The organism is Thiocystis violacea, from assembly GCF_016583565.1.
In the GTDB taxonomy this organism is placed as follows: Bacteria; Pseudomonadota; Gammaproteobacteria; order Chromatiales; family Chromatiaceae; genus Thiorhodococcus; species Thiorhodococcus violaceus_A.
This window is the reverse complement of record NZ_NRRF01000019.1, coordinates 1-15,962: the sequence shown is the minus strand read 5'-3', so window position 1 is coordinate 15,962 and position 15,962 is coordinate 1. Positions and strand designations below refer to the sequence as shown.

General features: G+C 65.4%; 15 protein-coding genes. 13 read left to right on the top strand and 2 right to left on the bottom strand.

The genetic code is table 11. The annotated features are described in order from the left end of the window. The first annotated feature begins 270 nt into the window (after window positions 1-270). The 8 genes from hslV (at window position 271) to CKO23_RS09965 (ending at window position 6,913) form a co-directional block, all read left to right on the top strand. A complete protein-coding gene (gene hslV, locus CKO23_RS10000; protein WP_200330590.1) occupies window positions 271-816 on the top strand; it encodes an ATP-dependent protease subunit HslV in 546 nt (181 codons plus the stop codon). Window positions 817-1,069: 253 nt separating this feature from the next. Next, complete coding sequence (gene hslU, locus CKO23_RS09995) at window positions 1,070-2,401, top strand: ATP-dependent protease ATPase subunit HslU (protein WP_200330588.1); 1,332 nt, start codon at window positions 1,070-1,072, stop codon at window positions 2,399-2,401. Between the two features lie 87 nt (window positions 2,402-2,488). After that, window positions 2,489-2,851, top strand: coding sequence for a gamma-butyrobetaine hydroxylase-like domain-containing protein (locus CKO23_RS09990; RefSeq protein WP_200330586.1), 363 nt, complete (start codon window positions 2,489-2,491; stop codon window positions 2,849-2,851). A 220-nt stretch (window positions 2,852-3,071) separates the two neighbouring features. Beyond that, a complete protein-coding gene (gene ubiE / locus CKO23_RS09985) occupies window positions 3,072-3,821 on the top strand; it encodes a bifunctional demethylmenaquinone methyltransferase/2-methoxy-6-polyprenyl-1,4-benzoquinol methylase UbiE (protein ID WP_200330584.1) in 750 nt (249 codons plus the stop codon). Then, window positions 3,818-4,459, top strand: coding sequence for an SCP2 sterol-binding domain-containing protein (locus CKO23_RS09980; RefSeq protein WP_200330582.1), 642 nt, complete (start codon window positions 3,818-3,820; stop codon window positions 4,457-4,459). Before ubiE ends, CKO23_RS09980 begins: the two co-directional genes overlap by 4 nt. After that, window positions 4,456-6,111 (top strand): ubiquinone biosynthesis regulatory protein kinase UbiB, encoded by a 1,656-nt coding sequence (gene ubiB, locus CKO23_RS09975; RefSeq protein ID WP_200330580.1) that lies wholly within the window; start codon window positions 4,456-4,458, stop codon window positions 6,109-6,111. Before CKO23_RS09980 ends, ubiB begins: the two co-directional genes overlap by 4 nt. Window positions 6,112-6,402: 291 nt before the next feature. Further along, window positions 6,403-6,636 carry an ATP-binding protein gene (locus CKO23_RS09970; protein ID WP_200330578.1) on the top strand — a complete coding sequence of 78 codons (234 nt, stop codon included), beginning with the start codon at window positions 6,403-6,405 and terminating at the stop codon, window positions 6,634-6,636. A gap of 124 nt (window positions 6,637-6,760) precedes the next feature. Continuing rightward, window positions 6,761-6,913, top strand: a complete 153-nt coding sequence (locus tag CKO23_RS09965; RefSeq protein ID WP_200330576.1) for a hypothetical protein — start codon at window positions 6,761-6,763, stop codon at window positions 6,911-6,913. 199 nt (window positions 6,914-7,112) lie between these two features. On the opposite strand, the gene CKO23_RS09960 is transcribed toward CKO23_RS09965, so the two are convergent. Both CKO23_RS09960 and CKO23_RS09955 read right to left on the bottom strand, forming a co-directional pair. Beyond that, on the bottom strand, window positions 7,113-7,871 hold the full coding sequence (locus CKO23_RS09960) for an ATP-binding cassette domain-containing protein (protein ID WP_200330575.1): 759 nt from the start codon (window positions 7,869-7,871) through the stop codon (window positions 7,113-7,115). Between the two features lie 11 nt (window positions 7,872-7,882). Then, entirely contained in the window at window positions 7,883-8,734 is an 852-nt protein-coding gene (locus tag CKO23_RS09955) for an ABC transporter permease (protein WP_200330574.1), read from the bottom strand. Between the two features lie 244 nt (window positions 8,735-8,978). Here CKO23_RS09955 and CKO23_RS09950 point away from each other — a divergent pair, with 244 nt between their 5' ends. The 5 genes from CKO23_RS09950 (at window position 8,979) to CKO23_RS09930 (ending at window position 15,692) form a co-directional block, all read left to right on the top strand. After that, window positions 8,979-12,263, top strand: coding sequence for a glycoside hydrolase family 99-like domain-containing protein (locus CKO23_RS09950; protein WP_200330573.1), 3,285 nt, complete (start codon window positions 8,979-8,981; stop codon window positions 12,261-12,263). A 229-nt stretch (window positions 12,264-12,492) separates the two neighbouring features. Beyond that, complete coding sequence (locus CKO23_RS09945; protein ID WP_200330572.1) at window positions 12,493-12,834, top strand: FeoA family protein; 342 nt, start codon at window positions 12,493-12,495, stop codon at window positions 12,832-12,834. Window positions 12,835-12,853: 19 nt separating this feature from the next. Next, window positions 12,854-13,087 (top strand): FeoA family protein, encoded by a 234-nt coding sequence (locus tag CKO23_RS09940; RefSeq protein ID WP_200330571.1) that lies wholly within the window; start codon window positions 12,854-12,856, stop codon window positions 13,085-13,087. An 11-nt stretch (window positions 13,088-13,098) separates the two neighbouring features. After that, a complete protein-coding gene (gene feoB, locus CKO23_RS09935; protein ID WP_200330672.1) occupies window positions 13,099-15,444 on the top strand; it encodes a Fe(2+) transporter permease subunit FeoB in 2,346 nt (781 codons plus the stop codon). Window positions 15,445-15,470: 26 nt separating this feature from the next. Next, a complete protein-coding gene (locus CKO23_RS09930) occupies window positions 15,471-15,692 on the top strand; it encodes a FeoC-like transcriptional regulator (protein WP_200330570.1) in 222 nt (73 codons plus the stop codon). Window positions 15,693-15,962: the final 270 nt, after the last annotated feature.

Genomic DNA, 15,962 nt, shown 5'->3' with positions numbered 1-15,962 from the left:
TTGGAGGCGCTTGCGCACAGCTACCGAGACGATTTCGCCCAGCATGATCGGGCGGATCTTCAATGAGGCCGACCTCAAGCCCCACCACACCCGCTATTGACTCAACCCCAAGACTGGCATGAAGGATGATCGACGCCAACGGACAAGGACCACGGGCGCCTGGAAGTGCATCGTTTGCCGAGGATATATATGCAATCGCCCTGGTGAGTCCGGCTGAAGACCGGCCGATCGGCTAGAATGATGCTCTGCAATCGTTCACCAAGGCTGATCATGGAAAACTTTCGCGGCACCACAATCCTCTCTGTCCGGCGTGGCGACAAGGTCGTGATCGGCGGCGACGGCCAGGTTTCTCTCGGTCCCACCGTGATGAAAGGCAATGCGCGCAAGGTGCGCCGCCTCTATAAGGGGCAGGTGCTGGCCGGCTTTGCCGGCGCGACCGCGGACGCCTTCACCCTCTTCGAGCGCTTCGAGGGCAAGCTGGAAAAGCACCAGGGGCACTTGACCCGCTCCGCCGTGGAGCTGGCGAAGGATTGGCGGACCGACCGCATGCTGCGGCGGCTGGAGGCGCTGCTGTGCATCGCCGACGCCAAGACCTCGCTCATGATCTCGGGCACGGGCGACGTCGTCGAGCCGGAGCAGGACATCATGGCCATCGGCTCCGGCGGGTCCTTCGCCCTCTCGGCCGCGCGCGCCCTCTTCGAGAATACGGAGCTGGGTGCCCGCGAGATCGTCGAGACGAGCCTGCATATCGCCGCCGATATCTGCGTCTATACCAACCACAACCTGGTAATCGAGGAGCTGGATGCGGAGGTTTGAGGGCAGTTGGCAGTTGGCAGTTGGCAGTTGGCAGTTGGCAGTTGGCAGTTGGCAGTTGGCAGTTGGCAGTTGAGGTTGCGCCAGGGTTCGATAACCCGCAACTTATCCTGATAGGGAGTTGAGGCGATCGCGAAGCGAGCATCGCCTCGGCTGTCTTCGACAATGGCCCGCCCACTGACACAACGCCGCCCGCCTGGCGCATCCTCAATACCGACCATCGAGCACTCAATGACCGCCGAACCGGACACGTCGAATGTCTGAAATAACCCCTCAACGCATCGTCGCCGAGCTTGACAAGCATATCGTCGGCCAGGACGACGCCAAACGCGCCGTCGCCATCGCCTTGCGCAACCGCTGGCGCCGAGGGCAGATCGAGGAGCCGATGCGCTCGGAGATCACGCCCAAGAACATCCTCATGATCGGCCCGACTGGCGTGGGCAAGACCGAGATCGCGCGGCGCCTGGCCAAGCTGGCCAACGCGCCCTTCATCAAGGTCGAGGCCACCAAGTTCACCGAAGTCGGCTATGTCGGCCGCGACGTGGAGTCCATCGTGCGCGACCTGGCGGACATCGGCGTCAAGATGGCCCGCGAGCAGGAGATGGCCAAGCTGGCGGATCAGGCCGAGGTCGCGGCGGAGGATCGCATCCTGGAGGCCCTGCTGCCGTCGCCCTCGAGCTTCGAGGAGGATAGCCACGCCGGCGCGAGCTCGGGCACGCGCGAGAAGCTACGCACCAAGCTGCGGGCGGGCGAGCTGGACGACCGAGAGATCGAGATCCAGGTTTCCGCCACCCCGCTGGGCGTCGAGATCATGGCCCCGCCCGGCATGGAGGAGATGTCGAGCCAGCTCCAGGGGCTCTTCCAGAACCTGGGCCAAGGGCGCACGAAGCGTCGCAAACTCAAGATCCGCGACGCACGCAAGATCCTCAAGGACGAAGAGGCGGCCCGCCGTGTCAATGACGAAGAGATGAAGCTGCATGCCATCGACAACGTCGAGCAGAACGGCATCGTCTTCATCGACGAGCTCGACAAGGTCGCCAAGCGCGGCGAGGGTTCGAGCGGCATCGACGTCTCGCGCGAGGGCGTCCAGCGCGACCTCCTGCCGCTGGTGGAAGGCAGCACCGTCTCGACCAAGCACGGGGCCGTGCGGACCGATCACATCCTCTTCATCGCCTCGGGCGCCTTTCATCTCTCCAAGCCCTCGGACCTCATCCCCGAGCTGCAGGGGCGTCTGCCGATCCGGGTCGAGCTGAAGGCCCTGACGACGGAGGACTTCGTGCGCATCCTGACCGAGCCGGACGCCTCGCTCACCGATCAATACAAGGCGCTGCTCGGCACCGAGGGCGTGAAGCTCGAATTCACCGAGGACGGCATCCGCCGCCTCGCCGAGATCGCCTGGCAGGTGAACGAGCGCACCGAGAACATCGGCGCCCGGCGATTGCATACTGTCATGGAGCGCCTGCTCGAGGATGTGTCATACAACGCCTCGGATCTTGACCGCGTCACCGTGACCGTCAACGCCGCCTATGTCGACCGGAACATGTCCGGGCTGGCGGCGGACGAGGATCTGTCACGCTACATCCTCTAGAGACCGCTCTAGGCTTCCCGCTGGCGCGCACCGCGCGCCAGGGCCTGACAACTGACAACTGACAACTGACAACTGACAACTGAAATCATGCCAGTACCCACAGAACTCAATTTGCACCGTCAATCCCGCGTGTTGGAAGTGTCCTACGACGACGGCTCCCACTTCACCCTGCCGTGCGAATATTTGCGCGTCTACTCGCCGTCGGCCGAGGTCCAGGGGCATGGGCCGGGACAGCGTGTCCTGCAGCTCGGCAAGGAGGACGTGGGGATCGATAAGATCGAACCCGTCGGCAACTATGCCGTCTGCCTCCATTTCGACGACGAGCACAACACCGGCATCTATTCCTGGGACTATCTCTATAAGCTCGGCACCGAGCAGGAGCAGCTCTGGAAGGCCTATCTGGACGAGCTGGAGAAGGCCGGTCAACAGCGGCAGTCTCGCCCCTCCTGAGCCCTCGGGGGCAACTCGAGACCGCATCTTGGTCGCGAGTCCGGCAACGCCGCCAAGTCAGCGCTGGCGAGCGCCGCGGCCTTGGCGCCCAGGGTTTGCTTGACCATGGTTGCCGCATGTTTGCCCGGTACGGGACCGCCCCGCACCTTGGTGTAAGATAGCCGCCATCACTTGGGGGCGCGCCCGCCCTTCCGCCCAATTCAAGACCCAGAGACACAGCATGTCCGACGAGAAAACGACCCATTTCGGGTATCAGCAGGTGCCAGTCGAAGAGAAGGCCAAGCGCGTGCGCGAGGTCTTCGATTCGGTGGCGACGCGCTACGACCTGATGAACGACCTCATGTCGCTGGGCATCCATCGGCTTTGGAAGCGGCATGCGATCGAGCTGGCCGGGGTGCGGCGGGGACAGAAGGTGCTGGATCTGGCCTCTGGAACCGGGGATCTGGCCTATCGCTTCTCCGGAATCGTCGGACCGGACGGCGTGGTGGTGATGACGGACATCAACGCGGCCATGCTGGGCGAGGGCAGGGAGCGCATGCTCGACCGCGGCCGTGTCGGCAACGTCCATTACTCCCTGGTCAACGCCGAGAAGATCCCCTTCGAGGGCGACACCTTCGATTGCGTCACCATTGGCTTCGGGCTGCGCAACGTCACCGACAAGCAGGCGGCCATCGATGAGATGTTTCGCGTCCTCAAGCCGGGCGGCCGCGCACTCATCCTGGAGTTCTCCCACCCAGTCAGCAAGACGCTCAGCCGCGTCTACGACCTGTACTCCTTTTCGGTGCTGCCGACGCTCGGCCGCCTGGTGGTCAACGATCCGAGCAGCTACAGGTATCTCGCGGAGTCCATCCGCATGCACCCGGACCAGGAGACGCTGCGCTCCATGATGGAGACGGCCGGCTTCGAGCGGTGCGAATACTTCAACCACACGGGCGGCGTCGTGGCCATCCACCGAGGGTACAAACTGTGAGCGAAGGCATTCAGATCCCGGATGCGCTGCTGGCGGTCGTCGAGCAGGCGCTGAACCGCTATCTCGCGCTCGACCCCGAGGGCGCGGCCGGCCTGGACGCACTCGAGGGCCGCATCATCGGCATCGAGATCAAGGGGTTCGGGACGCGCATCACCATCGTCCCGGGCGAGCGCGGACTGCAGCTTTTCGGCCACTATGACGCAGCGCCGGATTGCCTGATCCGCGGCACACCGCTGGGGCTCGCCCGCATGGGCATGGCCGAGCGCAAGGAGGCCCAGCTCATCTCCGGCGAAGTCGAGATCGAGGGCGACACGAGCATCGCGCATGCCTTCAGTGCCGCACTCGCCAAACTCGACGTGGATTGGGAGGAGCAGCTCGCGCGGGTGATCGGCGACCCCTTTGCCCACCAGGTCGGCAACCGCGTGCGTTCGGCGGAGCGCTGGGGTGAGCGGACCTCGGCGTCCATGACCGCCAATCTCCGCGAGTACCTCCAGGAAGAGCGCCGCCTGCTGCCGACACGCTACGAGGTCGAGGCCTTCCTCGGTCAGGTCGACACCCTGCGCGACGACGTCGAGCGAATCGCCGCGCGCGTCGAGCGCCTGACCAAGAGCGCCGTGGAGCACGGCATCCCGCAATGATCGGTCCCCGCCAGGCGTTACGGCTCTTTCGCATCAACTGGGTCCTGCTCCGCAACGGTCTCGACGAAGTCGTCCTCGCCACGCATCTCCTGCGCCCGCTGCGCTGGGTCAAGTATCTGCTGCCCTGGCACTGGGTGAAGCGCGACCTGCCGGCCTATCCGGTGCGGGTGCGCATGGCGTTGGAAGACCTGGGTCCCATCTTCGTCAAGTTCGGTCAGATCCTCTCGACCCGCCGCGATCTCCTGCCAGACGACCTCGCGGTCGAGCTCGCCAAGCTCCAGGACCGGGTGCCGCCCTTCGGCGGCGCCGAGGCCCGCGTGCTGATCGAGAAGGCGTGGGGCTGCTCGGTGGACGACGTGCTGGACCACTTCGACCCGGTGCCATTGGCCTCCGCCTCGATCGCCCAGGTCCATACCGGACGGCTCAAGGACGGCACCGAGGTCGTCGTCAAGGTGCTGCGGCCCGGCATCGATCGCACCATTCGCCAGGACCTTGGGCTGATGTACACCATCGCCCATCTCGCCGAGCGTTACTGGAAGGACGGCAAGCGGTTACGCCCCGTCGAGGTGGTGCGCGAGTACGAGAAGACCATCTACGATGAGCTCGATCTGCAGCGCGAGGCCGCCAACGCCTCGCAGATCCGGCGCAACTGGATCAACAGCGAGATGCTCTACATCCCGGAGATCTACTGGGATTGGACGCGCGCCAATGTGATGGTGATGGAGCGCATCTACGGCACGCCCGTCAGCGACGTCACCAAGCTCAAGGCCCAGGGCGTCAGCATGAAGCAGCTCGGCGAGCGCGGCGTGGAGATTTTCTTTACCCAGGTCTTCCGCGACAACTTCTTCCACGCCGACATGCACCCGGGCAACATCTTCGTCGAACCCTCCGGGCGCTACATCTCGATCGACTTCGGCATCGTCGGCACCCTCACGACCGAGGACCAGCGCTACCTGGCCGAAAACCTGCTCGCCTTCTTCGAGCGCGATTACCGCCGCGTCGCCGAGCTGCACGTCGAGTCCGGCTGGGTCCCGCCCGGCACGCGGGTGGACGAGTTCGAGTCCGCCATCCGCACGGTGAGCGAGCCCATCTTCGAGAAGCCGCTGGCCGAGATCTCCTTCGGCCACTTCCTGGTGCGGCTCTTCCAGACCGCGCGGCGCTTCAACATGGAGATCCAACCGCAGCTCGTCCTGCTGGAGAAGACGCTGCTCAACATCGAGGGCCTCGGGCGCCAGCTCTATCCCGAACTGGACCTCTGGACCACGGCCAAGCCCTACATGGAGCGCTGGATGAAGGACCAGGTCGGCCTCAAGGGGCTCTACGACCGCACCAAGCGCAACATCTACTCCGTCGCCGACCAGGCCCCCGAGCTGCCGCTCATCGCCTATCGGATGCTCATGGCCTACGACAGGCGCGTGCGCACCGAGGAGGCCATGCAGACGGCACGCCTCTCATCCCGAGACGCCTACCCGCTCTCCAACACCCACGCCATTCGCGCGCTCGGCGGGGCGACCGTCATCGTCAGCGGAACCCTGGTGTTGCTGCTCGGACCGGGTCATTGGCTACCGGAAACCATGGGCGTCGCCCTGGTCGTCTCCAGCTATCTCATCGGTGGCTGGCTATTCTTCTCGGCGGCACGCAAGACCGCCTGAGCGCGTGCAGGCTCGAGATCCGCTGACGCCCCGCGGGATCACGCGCGCGCGGATCAGCGCGGCTCGACCACGAGAGCGCGCTGATCCGCGCAGTCCAGTCCGGTGCCGCATGTCGGAACTATACTTGTTGCAGGACTGCGGACTCAGGACGACTCGAACGCGCCGAATCGATGAGACGCACTGTTCCCAGTCCAGGATGATCGCGCCATGGGAGCCTCGGCACCGAAGGTGCCGACACATGTCTTCGCCGCTTCCACAGCGCTTGGCTGATTGAACGACAGGAGATCAATCGTGGATATCTCGTTAGCTGATGTCGTGATCCATATCGACGAAACCCTGACCCCTGAACAGCGTGCGGACGTCGAAGGGGTTCTACGCGGGGTCGAGGGCGTTGTCAGTGTGCACAACCCCGATGACCGCCCACATCTCACCATCGTCGGGTATCGACCCGATGTCACCGACACCCAGGCGCTGCTGCAGGGCGTACGCGCGCAGGGTGTGCATGCGGAGCTGGTCGGTCTCTGAGCGGCCTTCACGCCGCTCGCGCGCGAGGGGCGGCGATCGATCGGGCCGAGCCGCACGGTAGCCGACGCCCGACCTCATGTGCGTCACTCGCGGAGTAACCGGGAGTTGTGGCATGAACAGCAGGATGAACACCCACGAAACAGCCAGACTGGTTGGGATCGTCGCCGTCATGCTGGCGATCCCCTTCTCCTGCCTGCTGGCACAGGCCCTCCTGTGCTGGATGGAGCGAAGGGCTGAGGAACGGCCCATCTTCTACGTCCCGATTCGAGCCTGGTGACGAAGCTCGGCCTTGGTCATCAGCTGGACCGGTAGGGTGGACGAGCGAGAGCGAAGTCCACCGACCCCCGCGCCGTTGTTGGTGGACTGCGCTGCGCTTGTCCACCCTCCGAAAACGACTGGTCCCAAGGATGTCGACGCCCAGGGTAAAGACGGCGCCGCATCTTGAGGCGAAACCGCATGCGGCCGGTCGCCAGCCCTCAGAAACCCCGTCGAGCCTGATACTGCTCGAGCACCTCGTCCGTCGGACCCGCGCAGACGATCTGCCCATGTTCCATGAGGATGGCCTTGGAGCACATCGAGCGAACCAGGTCGTCCGAGTGGGAGGAGAGGACGATGATGGAGACCTTCTCCGTGAAGCGCGCCAGACGCTCGCGCGCCTTCTGCAGGAAGGCCGCGTCACCCGCCCCGATCCCTTCGTCCAACAGCAGGATGTCTGGCACCACGGAGGTCGACACCGCGAACGCGAGCCGCATCTGCATGCCCGCAGAGTAGGTGCGGATCGGTAGATCGAGGAAGTCGCCCAACTCCGTGAAATCCGCGATCTCCTCCATCCTGGCTTCCATCTGCTGGCGCGTCAGGCCGAGGAAGAGACCACGCAGGATGATGTTCTCATAGCCCGTGCTCTCCTGATCCATGCCCAGGCTGATATCGAACAAGGGCACCGTCAGTCCGCTGACGCTCACCCGCCCGGAGTTCGGCTCGTAGATACCGCCGAGCACCCGCAGCAGGGTCGTCTTGCCCGCCCCGTTGTGACCCACTAGGCCGAGCCGATCCCCGTTCTCCAAGGACAGATTGATGTCCTGCAACGCCTGCACCACGGAGATGCGCTGCGAGGTCGCGTCCGCGCGGATCTGACCGCCGGTTGCGCTCTGGATGATCCGGTTTTTGATCGAGCGCGTCGCGGCGTTGTAGACCGGGAAGGAGACGGATACTTTTTCCAGTTGAATCGAAGCCACAGTCGCGTCCTTCAGACCCAGTAGGCGATACGCCACCGGTAGGCCGAATAGAAGAAGAAGGTAATGACCCAGCCGACCAGGAGAATGGAGAGCACCGCGAGCCAGTGCTCCAGCGCGGGCGCTTGCCCCAGCATGGGCGCGCGCATGATTTCCACCAGGTGATAGAAGGGATTGAGATCCAGCAGCAGCGCCCGACCTGGCAGCATCTCCGGGCGCCAGATCACCGGCGTGATGAAGAAGAGCACCTGCACGATGCTGCCGACGATCAGCGGCACGTCACGGAAGCGCGCGCTCAGAAGCCCGAAGAGCAGCGAGATCCAGAGACCATTGAGCAGGATCACGAAGAGCGCCACGGGAAGCCAGAGGAGATTCCAGTTGAGATCCACGCCATACCAGAGCGCAACGCCGAAGAAGACCCAGATGTTGTGCGCGAAGGCGATCAGGTTGGACCAGAGATTCCTGTAGGCATAGATGGACACCGGGGCATTGAGCTGGCGGATCATGCCGTCCGAGCGGATGAAGGACAGGCAACCTTCGTTGACCACGCTCGAGACGAGCCCCCAGATGACGAATCCCGCCGCCAGGAAGGGGAGATACTCGTGCAGGTCTTGGCGGAAGATCTGACCGTAGAGCAGCCCAAGCGCGAGCACCATGACGGCCATGGAAATCGTGATCCAGAATGGCCCGAGCTTGGAGCGCCGATAGCGCTGGCGCACGTCGTGCAGGCCCAGGGTCATCCAGAGTTCGCGGCGCTCCCAGCCCGCGACGATGTCCGATACGGCACGCTGAATCTGCTCCGGGTTCAGCCCATGCCTGAATTGACTCAGGAGCGGCGATTCGCCGGCTTGGGTCTCAGAGGACATCAGGGAGATTCCAATCCAAGAATTGATAAGAGGAGGTGATCACGCCAGCGGAGGCTATCCGGGGGAGAGGTCAGCACGACCCCGTTAACCCGATGTTTGAGAATCGGGCTACTATACCACGCCGTTCCGCCGGGAATCGGGCCCGGCGTCCCACTTCACCGCGCCCACCCGCGTCACCCCGAGCCTCTTGCCCTCATGATGCGCCCGGGCGGGACCACGCCGGCGCAGGGACAGACATCACACCATGGTTTTCGATCTATTTCGTCCCCTGTGGCGCCTCCTGCCCCTCGACATTCCGGCCCGGCAGCGTCTGCAGCGCCGCCTCTTTCGGACCTTGCCATTCCTCTTCGGCAAGCACCCCGGATTCAAGGCCTTCCAGCAGGCCCGTCGGCGCGGCGAGCTGTGGCGCGGCATGGGTGGAGCGCTGGAGGATCAGAGCGTCCAGTGGGTGCCGCTGCTCGACGCCGCTCCGCCGGCCTCCGCCGCGGTCAGGCTCATTGCCTTCTATCTGCCGCAGTTCCATCCCATCCCGGAGAACGATGCCTGGTGGGGGCGCGGTTTCACCGAGTGGACCAATGTCGTGCGTGGCCGACCTCGGTTCCCCGGTCACTATCAGCCTCACCTCCCTGGCGAACTGGGCTTCTATGACCTGCGCCTCCCAGAGGTCATGGCCCGCCAGGTCGAACTCGCACGGCTCTACGGGGTGGGCGGCTTCGCCTTCTACTATTACTGGTTCGCCGGCAAGCGCCTGCTGGAGCGACCGCTGGAGGACTATCTCGCGAGCCGCCTGGAGCTGCCCTTCTGCCTCTGTTGGGCGAACGAGAACTGGAGCCGACGCTGGGACGGACGCGACGACCAGATCCTCATGGCCCAGCGGCATTCGCCCGAGGACGATCTCGACTTCATCCAGGCCATCGCCAAGTACCTGCGCGATCCGAGATACATCCGCGTGGGCGACCGCCCCCTGCTCATGGTCTACCGCCCGGCGCTGCTACCCAATCCGGCCGAGACCGCCGGGCGCTGGCGCGCCTGGTGCCGGGCGCATGGGATCGGCGAGATCTTTCTTGCCTACACCCAGTCCTTCGAATCCCAGCCGCCGGCGGACTATGGATTCGACGCGGCGGTCGAGTTTCCCCCGAACAACAGTCACCCGGTCGACATCACCCGGGAGATCCAGGGACGCGAGCCCGCCTTCGAGGGCACCATCTACGACTGGACCATCTACCCCGAGCGCAGCCGTCACTACGCGCCTTGCGACTACGCGCTCTTCAGGGGCGTCAATCCATCCTGGGACAACGAGGCGCGCCGGCGTGGGCGCGGGGCGGTCTTTCTTGGCTCGACCCCGGCGGGCTATCGGCAGTGGCTGGAGAACGCCATCGCGGACACCCGCGAGCGCTTTCAGGATCCCTCCGAGCGCTTGGTCTTCATCAACGCCTGGAACGAATGGGCCGAGGGCGCCCATCTCGAACCCGACGCGCGTCACGGCTACGCCTATCTGCAGGCCACGCGGGACGCCCTGACGCGCGCGCGCGCCAACCTGCGACGCGAGATCCTGCTGGTCGCGCATGATGCCCACGCACACGGCGCCCAATACCTCGCCCTGCGCATGGCCGAGCGCCTCACCGAGCGCTTCGGCTACAGGGTCACCATGGTGGTGCTTGGCCCTGGCCCCCTGCTGGCCGACTACGCCGCCGTGGCAGACGTGCACCGACTCGACAGCGAGGAGGCCGACCGGGCACCCGGACGCCGGCTCGCCAAGAAGCTCCGCGAGCGGGGCCTTCAGGACGCCTTGGTCAACTCGACCGCATCCGGCCGCTTCCTGCCGAGCCTGCGCGCCGCCGGCTTCCGGACGGTCGCACTGGTGCATGAGCTTCCAGACCTCATTCGCCGGCACGCACTCCAGCCACACGCCAGGTCGGTCGCTGAGATGGCCGATGTGGTGGTCTTTCCGGCCCAGATCGTTCAGGACGGCTTCGCCCAATTTGCCAGCCTAAGCGCTGGTCAGAGCCGGATTCGGCCGCAGGGCCTCTACAAGGAGAACGCGCTCTTCACCCAGCTCGGAACCGAGGCGGCCGGCATCCAACTGCGCGAGCGGCTGAATCTGCCGCCGCGGGCGCGCGTCGTGCTCGCCGTCGGCTATGGCGACCATCGCAAGGGGGTCGATCTCTTCGCCGAGATCGGGCGAGCGCTGGTGGCGGAGCGCCCGGAAACCTATTGCGTCTGGGTCGGCAAACTCGATGCGGCGATGCAGGCGCAGCTCGATCAGGTGCTCTCCGCCACTCATGTCTCCGAGCACTTCGTCTTCCCCGGCCACACCACGGACACGGACACCTTCTATGCGGGCGCGGACGTCTACGCCATGACCTCGCGCGAGGATCCCTTTCCATCGGTCGTCCTTGAGTCCCTGGCGGTCGGGGTTCCAGTGGTCGCCTTCGAGGGGGCCGGGGGGTTCTGTGAGCTGGCGCCCAGCGGTGCCCTGCACCTGGTGCCGGCCCTGGACACGGCGGCCTTCGCGGCGAAGGTCGCGCAGCTGCTCGCCGACGAAAGCGCGCGCCAAGCCTCCGGACAACGAGGCCGCCAGCTGGTGGCACGCGATTTCGGCTTCCAACGCTACCTCTTCGACCTGCTCGCGGAGACGGGCCATCCGCTCCCCAGGGTCTCCGTGGTCATCCCGAGCTTCAACTACCGCCGTTACCTGCCCGAGCGCATCCGCAGCGTCCTGGAGCAGGGGTTGCCCATCTACGAATTGATCGTTCTGGATGACGGCTCGACGGACGGCAGCCGCGAGTGGCTGGAGACCGAGCTGCCGCGGCTGGCACCCGAGGCACAGGTCGTTCTCAATCGCGAGAACTCCGGCTCGGTCTTCGCGCAGTGGCTCGCCGGCGTCGAGCACGCCCGAGGCGAGTATGTCTGGATCGCGGAGGCGGACGACCTGGCCGACCCGGAGTTTCTGGATGAGGCCCTGCGCGGCCTCGCCGACCCCGAGGTGGTGCTGAGCTTCACGCAGTCGCGTCAGATCGACCCAGGGGGCGAGGTGCTTTGCGGGCACTATCTGGACTATGTCGCCGACATCTCACCAAGCCGCTGGACGCGCCCCTACCAATGCGCGGGCGACACGGAGATTCGCCAGGTCCTGGCCGTCAAGAACAGCATCCCCAACGTCAGCGCCGTCGTCTTCAGGCGCGCGCCGCTCCTGGAGGTGCTGCGGGCGCACATCGACCACATTCGCAGCCACAAGGTCGCGGGCGACTGGGTGGTCTATGTCGAGCTGCTGCGGCGCGGCTCCATCGCCTTCTCGCCTAGGCCGCTCAACGACCACCGCCGACACCCCGGCAGCGTGACCCTCTCGCGGTTCAATCTCGAGCAACTGCGCGAGATCGTCGGCGTCCAGCGCTGGATCGCCGCCAGTCAGGAGATCGACGAGGTGACCCAGGCCATCGCCGATGCCTATGCCCAGAGCCTCTACGAGCAATTCGGTCTAGCGACGCCCAAGGCGCCGAGATTCACCGACTGCCCTGAGCTACGCTGACCGCTGTCAGTCGGCCACTGTCCCGCCAACGGGTCCGCGGCTTCACCAGCACCGAACACCTGGCGACGCAACCGCGACACCTGATCCGAGACTCCGAGCAGCGTCCGTGCGTGATGCGGCCGCCGCGTTCGCGCGCAATGCGCGGATGAGAAACGTTTGCATTTGAAACCTGGAAAACATATTCTGAGAATCATTCTTAATAGCATTTCCACTCTCGGATGTCTTCGCCATGACTCAATGCCTTTCGCTCGCGGCTACTGATCCCTTTTCATCCACAGAGGCGCGCAACCCGCTGGAGGGACTCCTCGAAGGTGGGTTTACGGGCGCCGCCGACCGGCCCGACGCCAAGACCTTTCCGCTCACCATGGCCGCTGAAGGCGAGCGCGTCCGCATCCAAGGCCTGCGCGGGGGCAAGGGCATGGTGATGCGGCTGACGGAGCTTGGACTCAATCAGGGCGCCGAGGTCCGCGTGATCCAGCGGCAGGGCGGCGGCCTGATCGTGGCGCGCGGCGAGACGCGCATTGCGCTCGGCGGCGGAATGGCAATGAAGATCCTGGTGACCAGGGTCTGAGGCGACGGGGGTCTAAAGAATGAGCAAGACACTGAAAGACTGCGCGGCGGGCGACAGCGGCCAGGTCGCTGGCTTCGAGGGTGGTGGCGGAGCCTACCGCCGCAAGCTCCTGTCGATGGGCATCACGCCGGGCGTCGCGCTGGAAGTGGTACGGGTCGCGCCCATGGGCGATCCGATCGAGGTGAGGGTGCGGGGCACCTCGGTGAGTCTGCGGCGTGACGAGGCCGCCGTCATCCACATGGAGGCAGTCTGATGAGCGAGCTGATGGGCGAGCACTATACGATCGGTGTCGTCGGCAATCCCAATTGCGGCAAGACGACCCTCTTCAATGCCCTGACCGGGTCCAGACAGCGGGTCGGCAATTGGCCCGGCGTCACCGTGGAGCGCAAGACCGGACGCTATCGCTTCGCGGATCTGGACTTCACCCTCATCGATCTGCCCGGGACCTATTCGCTGGATGTCTCGGACGCCTCGGTCTCACTGGACGAGCGCATCGCGCGGGACTTCGTCCACGCGCGCGAGGCCGATCTCATCCTCAACATCCTCGACGCGTCCAGTCTGGAGCGCAACCTCTACCTCACGACCCAGCTGATCGAGATGGGGCGGCCCTTGGTCGTCGCCGTCAACATGATGGATGTCGCCGAGGAACGCGGTCTTCGGCTCGACGTCGAGGCGCTGTCGAGTCGACTCGGCTGTCCGGTCGTGCCCATCGTCGCGGCCGACGGCAAGGGCATCAAGGCGCTGCGGCGCACCCTGCTCGACGCGGCCGAGCAGGCCCGGGCGCGCGAGCACAGCCAACCGATCGACATTCCGTTCGGTCCGAAGCTGGAAGCGGTCATCGCAGCCTTGGAGCCTGCCGTGGCTGATGTCGCGCGTCGCCAGGGCGACCCGCCGCGCTGGCTCGCGGCACGGCTCATCGAAGGGGACGATTTGGCGACGCAGCTGGTCGGCGACCGGATCGGCGCGGACGAGATCCGCCGCCTTATGGGTGAGGATGCCGAGGACGCCGACATCCTCTTCGCGGATGCCCGCTACAGCTTCGCGCACAGCGTGACGCAGCATGCCGTCGCGCACTCGGGCCAAGTCTCGCGGAGTCTGTCCGACCGGCTCGACCGCGTCATGCTCAATCGCCTGCTGGGCATCCCGCTCTTCCTGCTCGTGATGTACCTGATGTTCATGTTCACCATCAACATCGGGGGGGCCTTCATCGACTTCTTCGATATCGCCGCCGGAACCCTCTTCGTCGACGGAACGGCCGAGCTGCTGGCATCGCTTGGCACGCCCGAGTGGCTGATCGTCACCCTCGCGAACGGCATCGGCGGTGGTATCCAGGTGGTCGCCACCTTCATCCCCATCATCGCCTTTCTCTACCTCTTCATGTCGGTGCTGGAGGATTCGGGCTACATGGCGCGCGCCGCCTTCGTGATGGACCGCTTCATGCGCGCCGTCGGGTTGCCGGGCAAGTCCTTCGTGCCCTTGCTGGTCGGCTTCGGCTGCAATGTGCCGGCGATCATGGCGACCCGCACCCTGGAGAATCCACGCGACCGCATCCTCACGGTGCTCATGGCCCCCTTCATGTCCTGCGGCGCGCGCTTGCCGGTCTACGCGCTCTTCGCCGCCGCCTTCTTCACCGTGGGCGGCCAGAACATCGTCTTCGCGCTCTATCTCATCGGCATCGCGGCCGCCATGCTCACGGGCTTCATCCTCAAGCGGACCCTGCTGGAAGGACAGTCGATGCCCTTCGTCATGGAGCTGCCGCCCTATCATCTGCCGACCGTCAAAGGCGTGCTGCTGCGCACCTGGGATCGGACCCAGGGCTTCGTCGTCCGGGCGGGGCGGGTCATCGTGCCCATGGTGCTCGTCCTCAACGTACTGAACAGCACCGGGACCGACGGCAGCTTCGGCAACGAGGACAGCGAGCGCTCGCTGCTCGCCTCCATCGGGCGCACCATCGCTCCCGCCTTCGGACCCATGGGGCTGGACGAGGAGAATTGGCCGGCAACGGTCGGTATCTTCACCGGCATCCTGGCGAAGGAGGCCGTTGTCGGGACCCTGGATGCGACCTATTCGGCGCTCGGGGCAGCGGACCAGGGCGGCGCGGCTGAAACGCCAGAGACGGCCTACAGTCTGACCGCGGGACTGAGCGAGGCCGCCGCGAGCATCCCGGCCAATCTCGCGGACGCCTTGAGCGGCTGGGCGGATCCGCTCGGCTTGGGCATCGGCAACGTCAGCGATCCCGTCTCGGCAGCCGAGTCCCAGGACGTGGACAGCAACACCTTCGGCGCCATGGCCGCGCGCTTCGACGGTGCCGCAGGGGCCTTCGCCTATCTGCTGTTCATCCTCATGTATGCCCCCTGCGTGGCCGCCATGGCCGCCATTTACCGCGAGACGTCTGCCGGATGGACCCTCTTCGCCGCCGTCTGGACCACCGGGCTCGGCTATCTGTCGGCAACCGTCTTCTATCAAGCCGCCATTTTCTCGCGCGACCCCATCACCTCCGGCGCCTGGATCGCGGGCATGCTGGCCCTGCTCGGCGCGACGGTGATCGGGCTGCGCTGGTGGTCCCGGCGCGACCTCGGCATCGCACCGCTGGCAAGGGATATGGCCTGAGAACAGGCATCAAGAGGACAGGCACCATGATCATCTCCGAGCTTTCACGCTACCTGCGGGACAGGGAACGCGCCGCCCTGAAGGATCTCTCGAACCGATTCGATGCGGACCCAGAGGCGCTGCGCGGCATGCTTGGCACCCTGGAGCGCAAGGGCAGGGTGCGCAAGCTCCCCGCCAGCACGCCCTGCGGCGGCGGCTGCACCAGCTGCGATCCGGCCTCGGTCGAGATCTACGAGTGGGTCGGTTGACCTCGGGTTCGCCATGCGCGCCCGACCGACTATCGCACCTCATCAGTATTTGTTTATTGACTAAACTTAAGGCGAGGGATCCGGGTCCCATGCTTCCGTGGGATAGCCATTGGGTCCCTGAGGAGGTGCGCAATGAAACGGTCACATGTGTTCGCATCGGCAGTGCTCGCGGCCCTGCTGTCGGTCATACCGGCCCAATCGCAGGCGTTCTTCGGCTTCTTCGGCGGCGGCTTCAGCTTCGGGTTCGGCGGCGGCTGGGGGGGCTGGGGC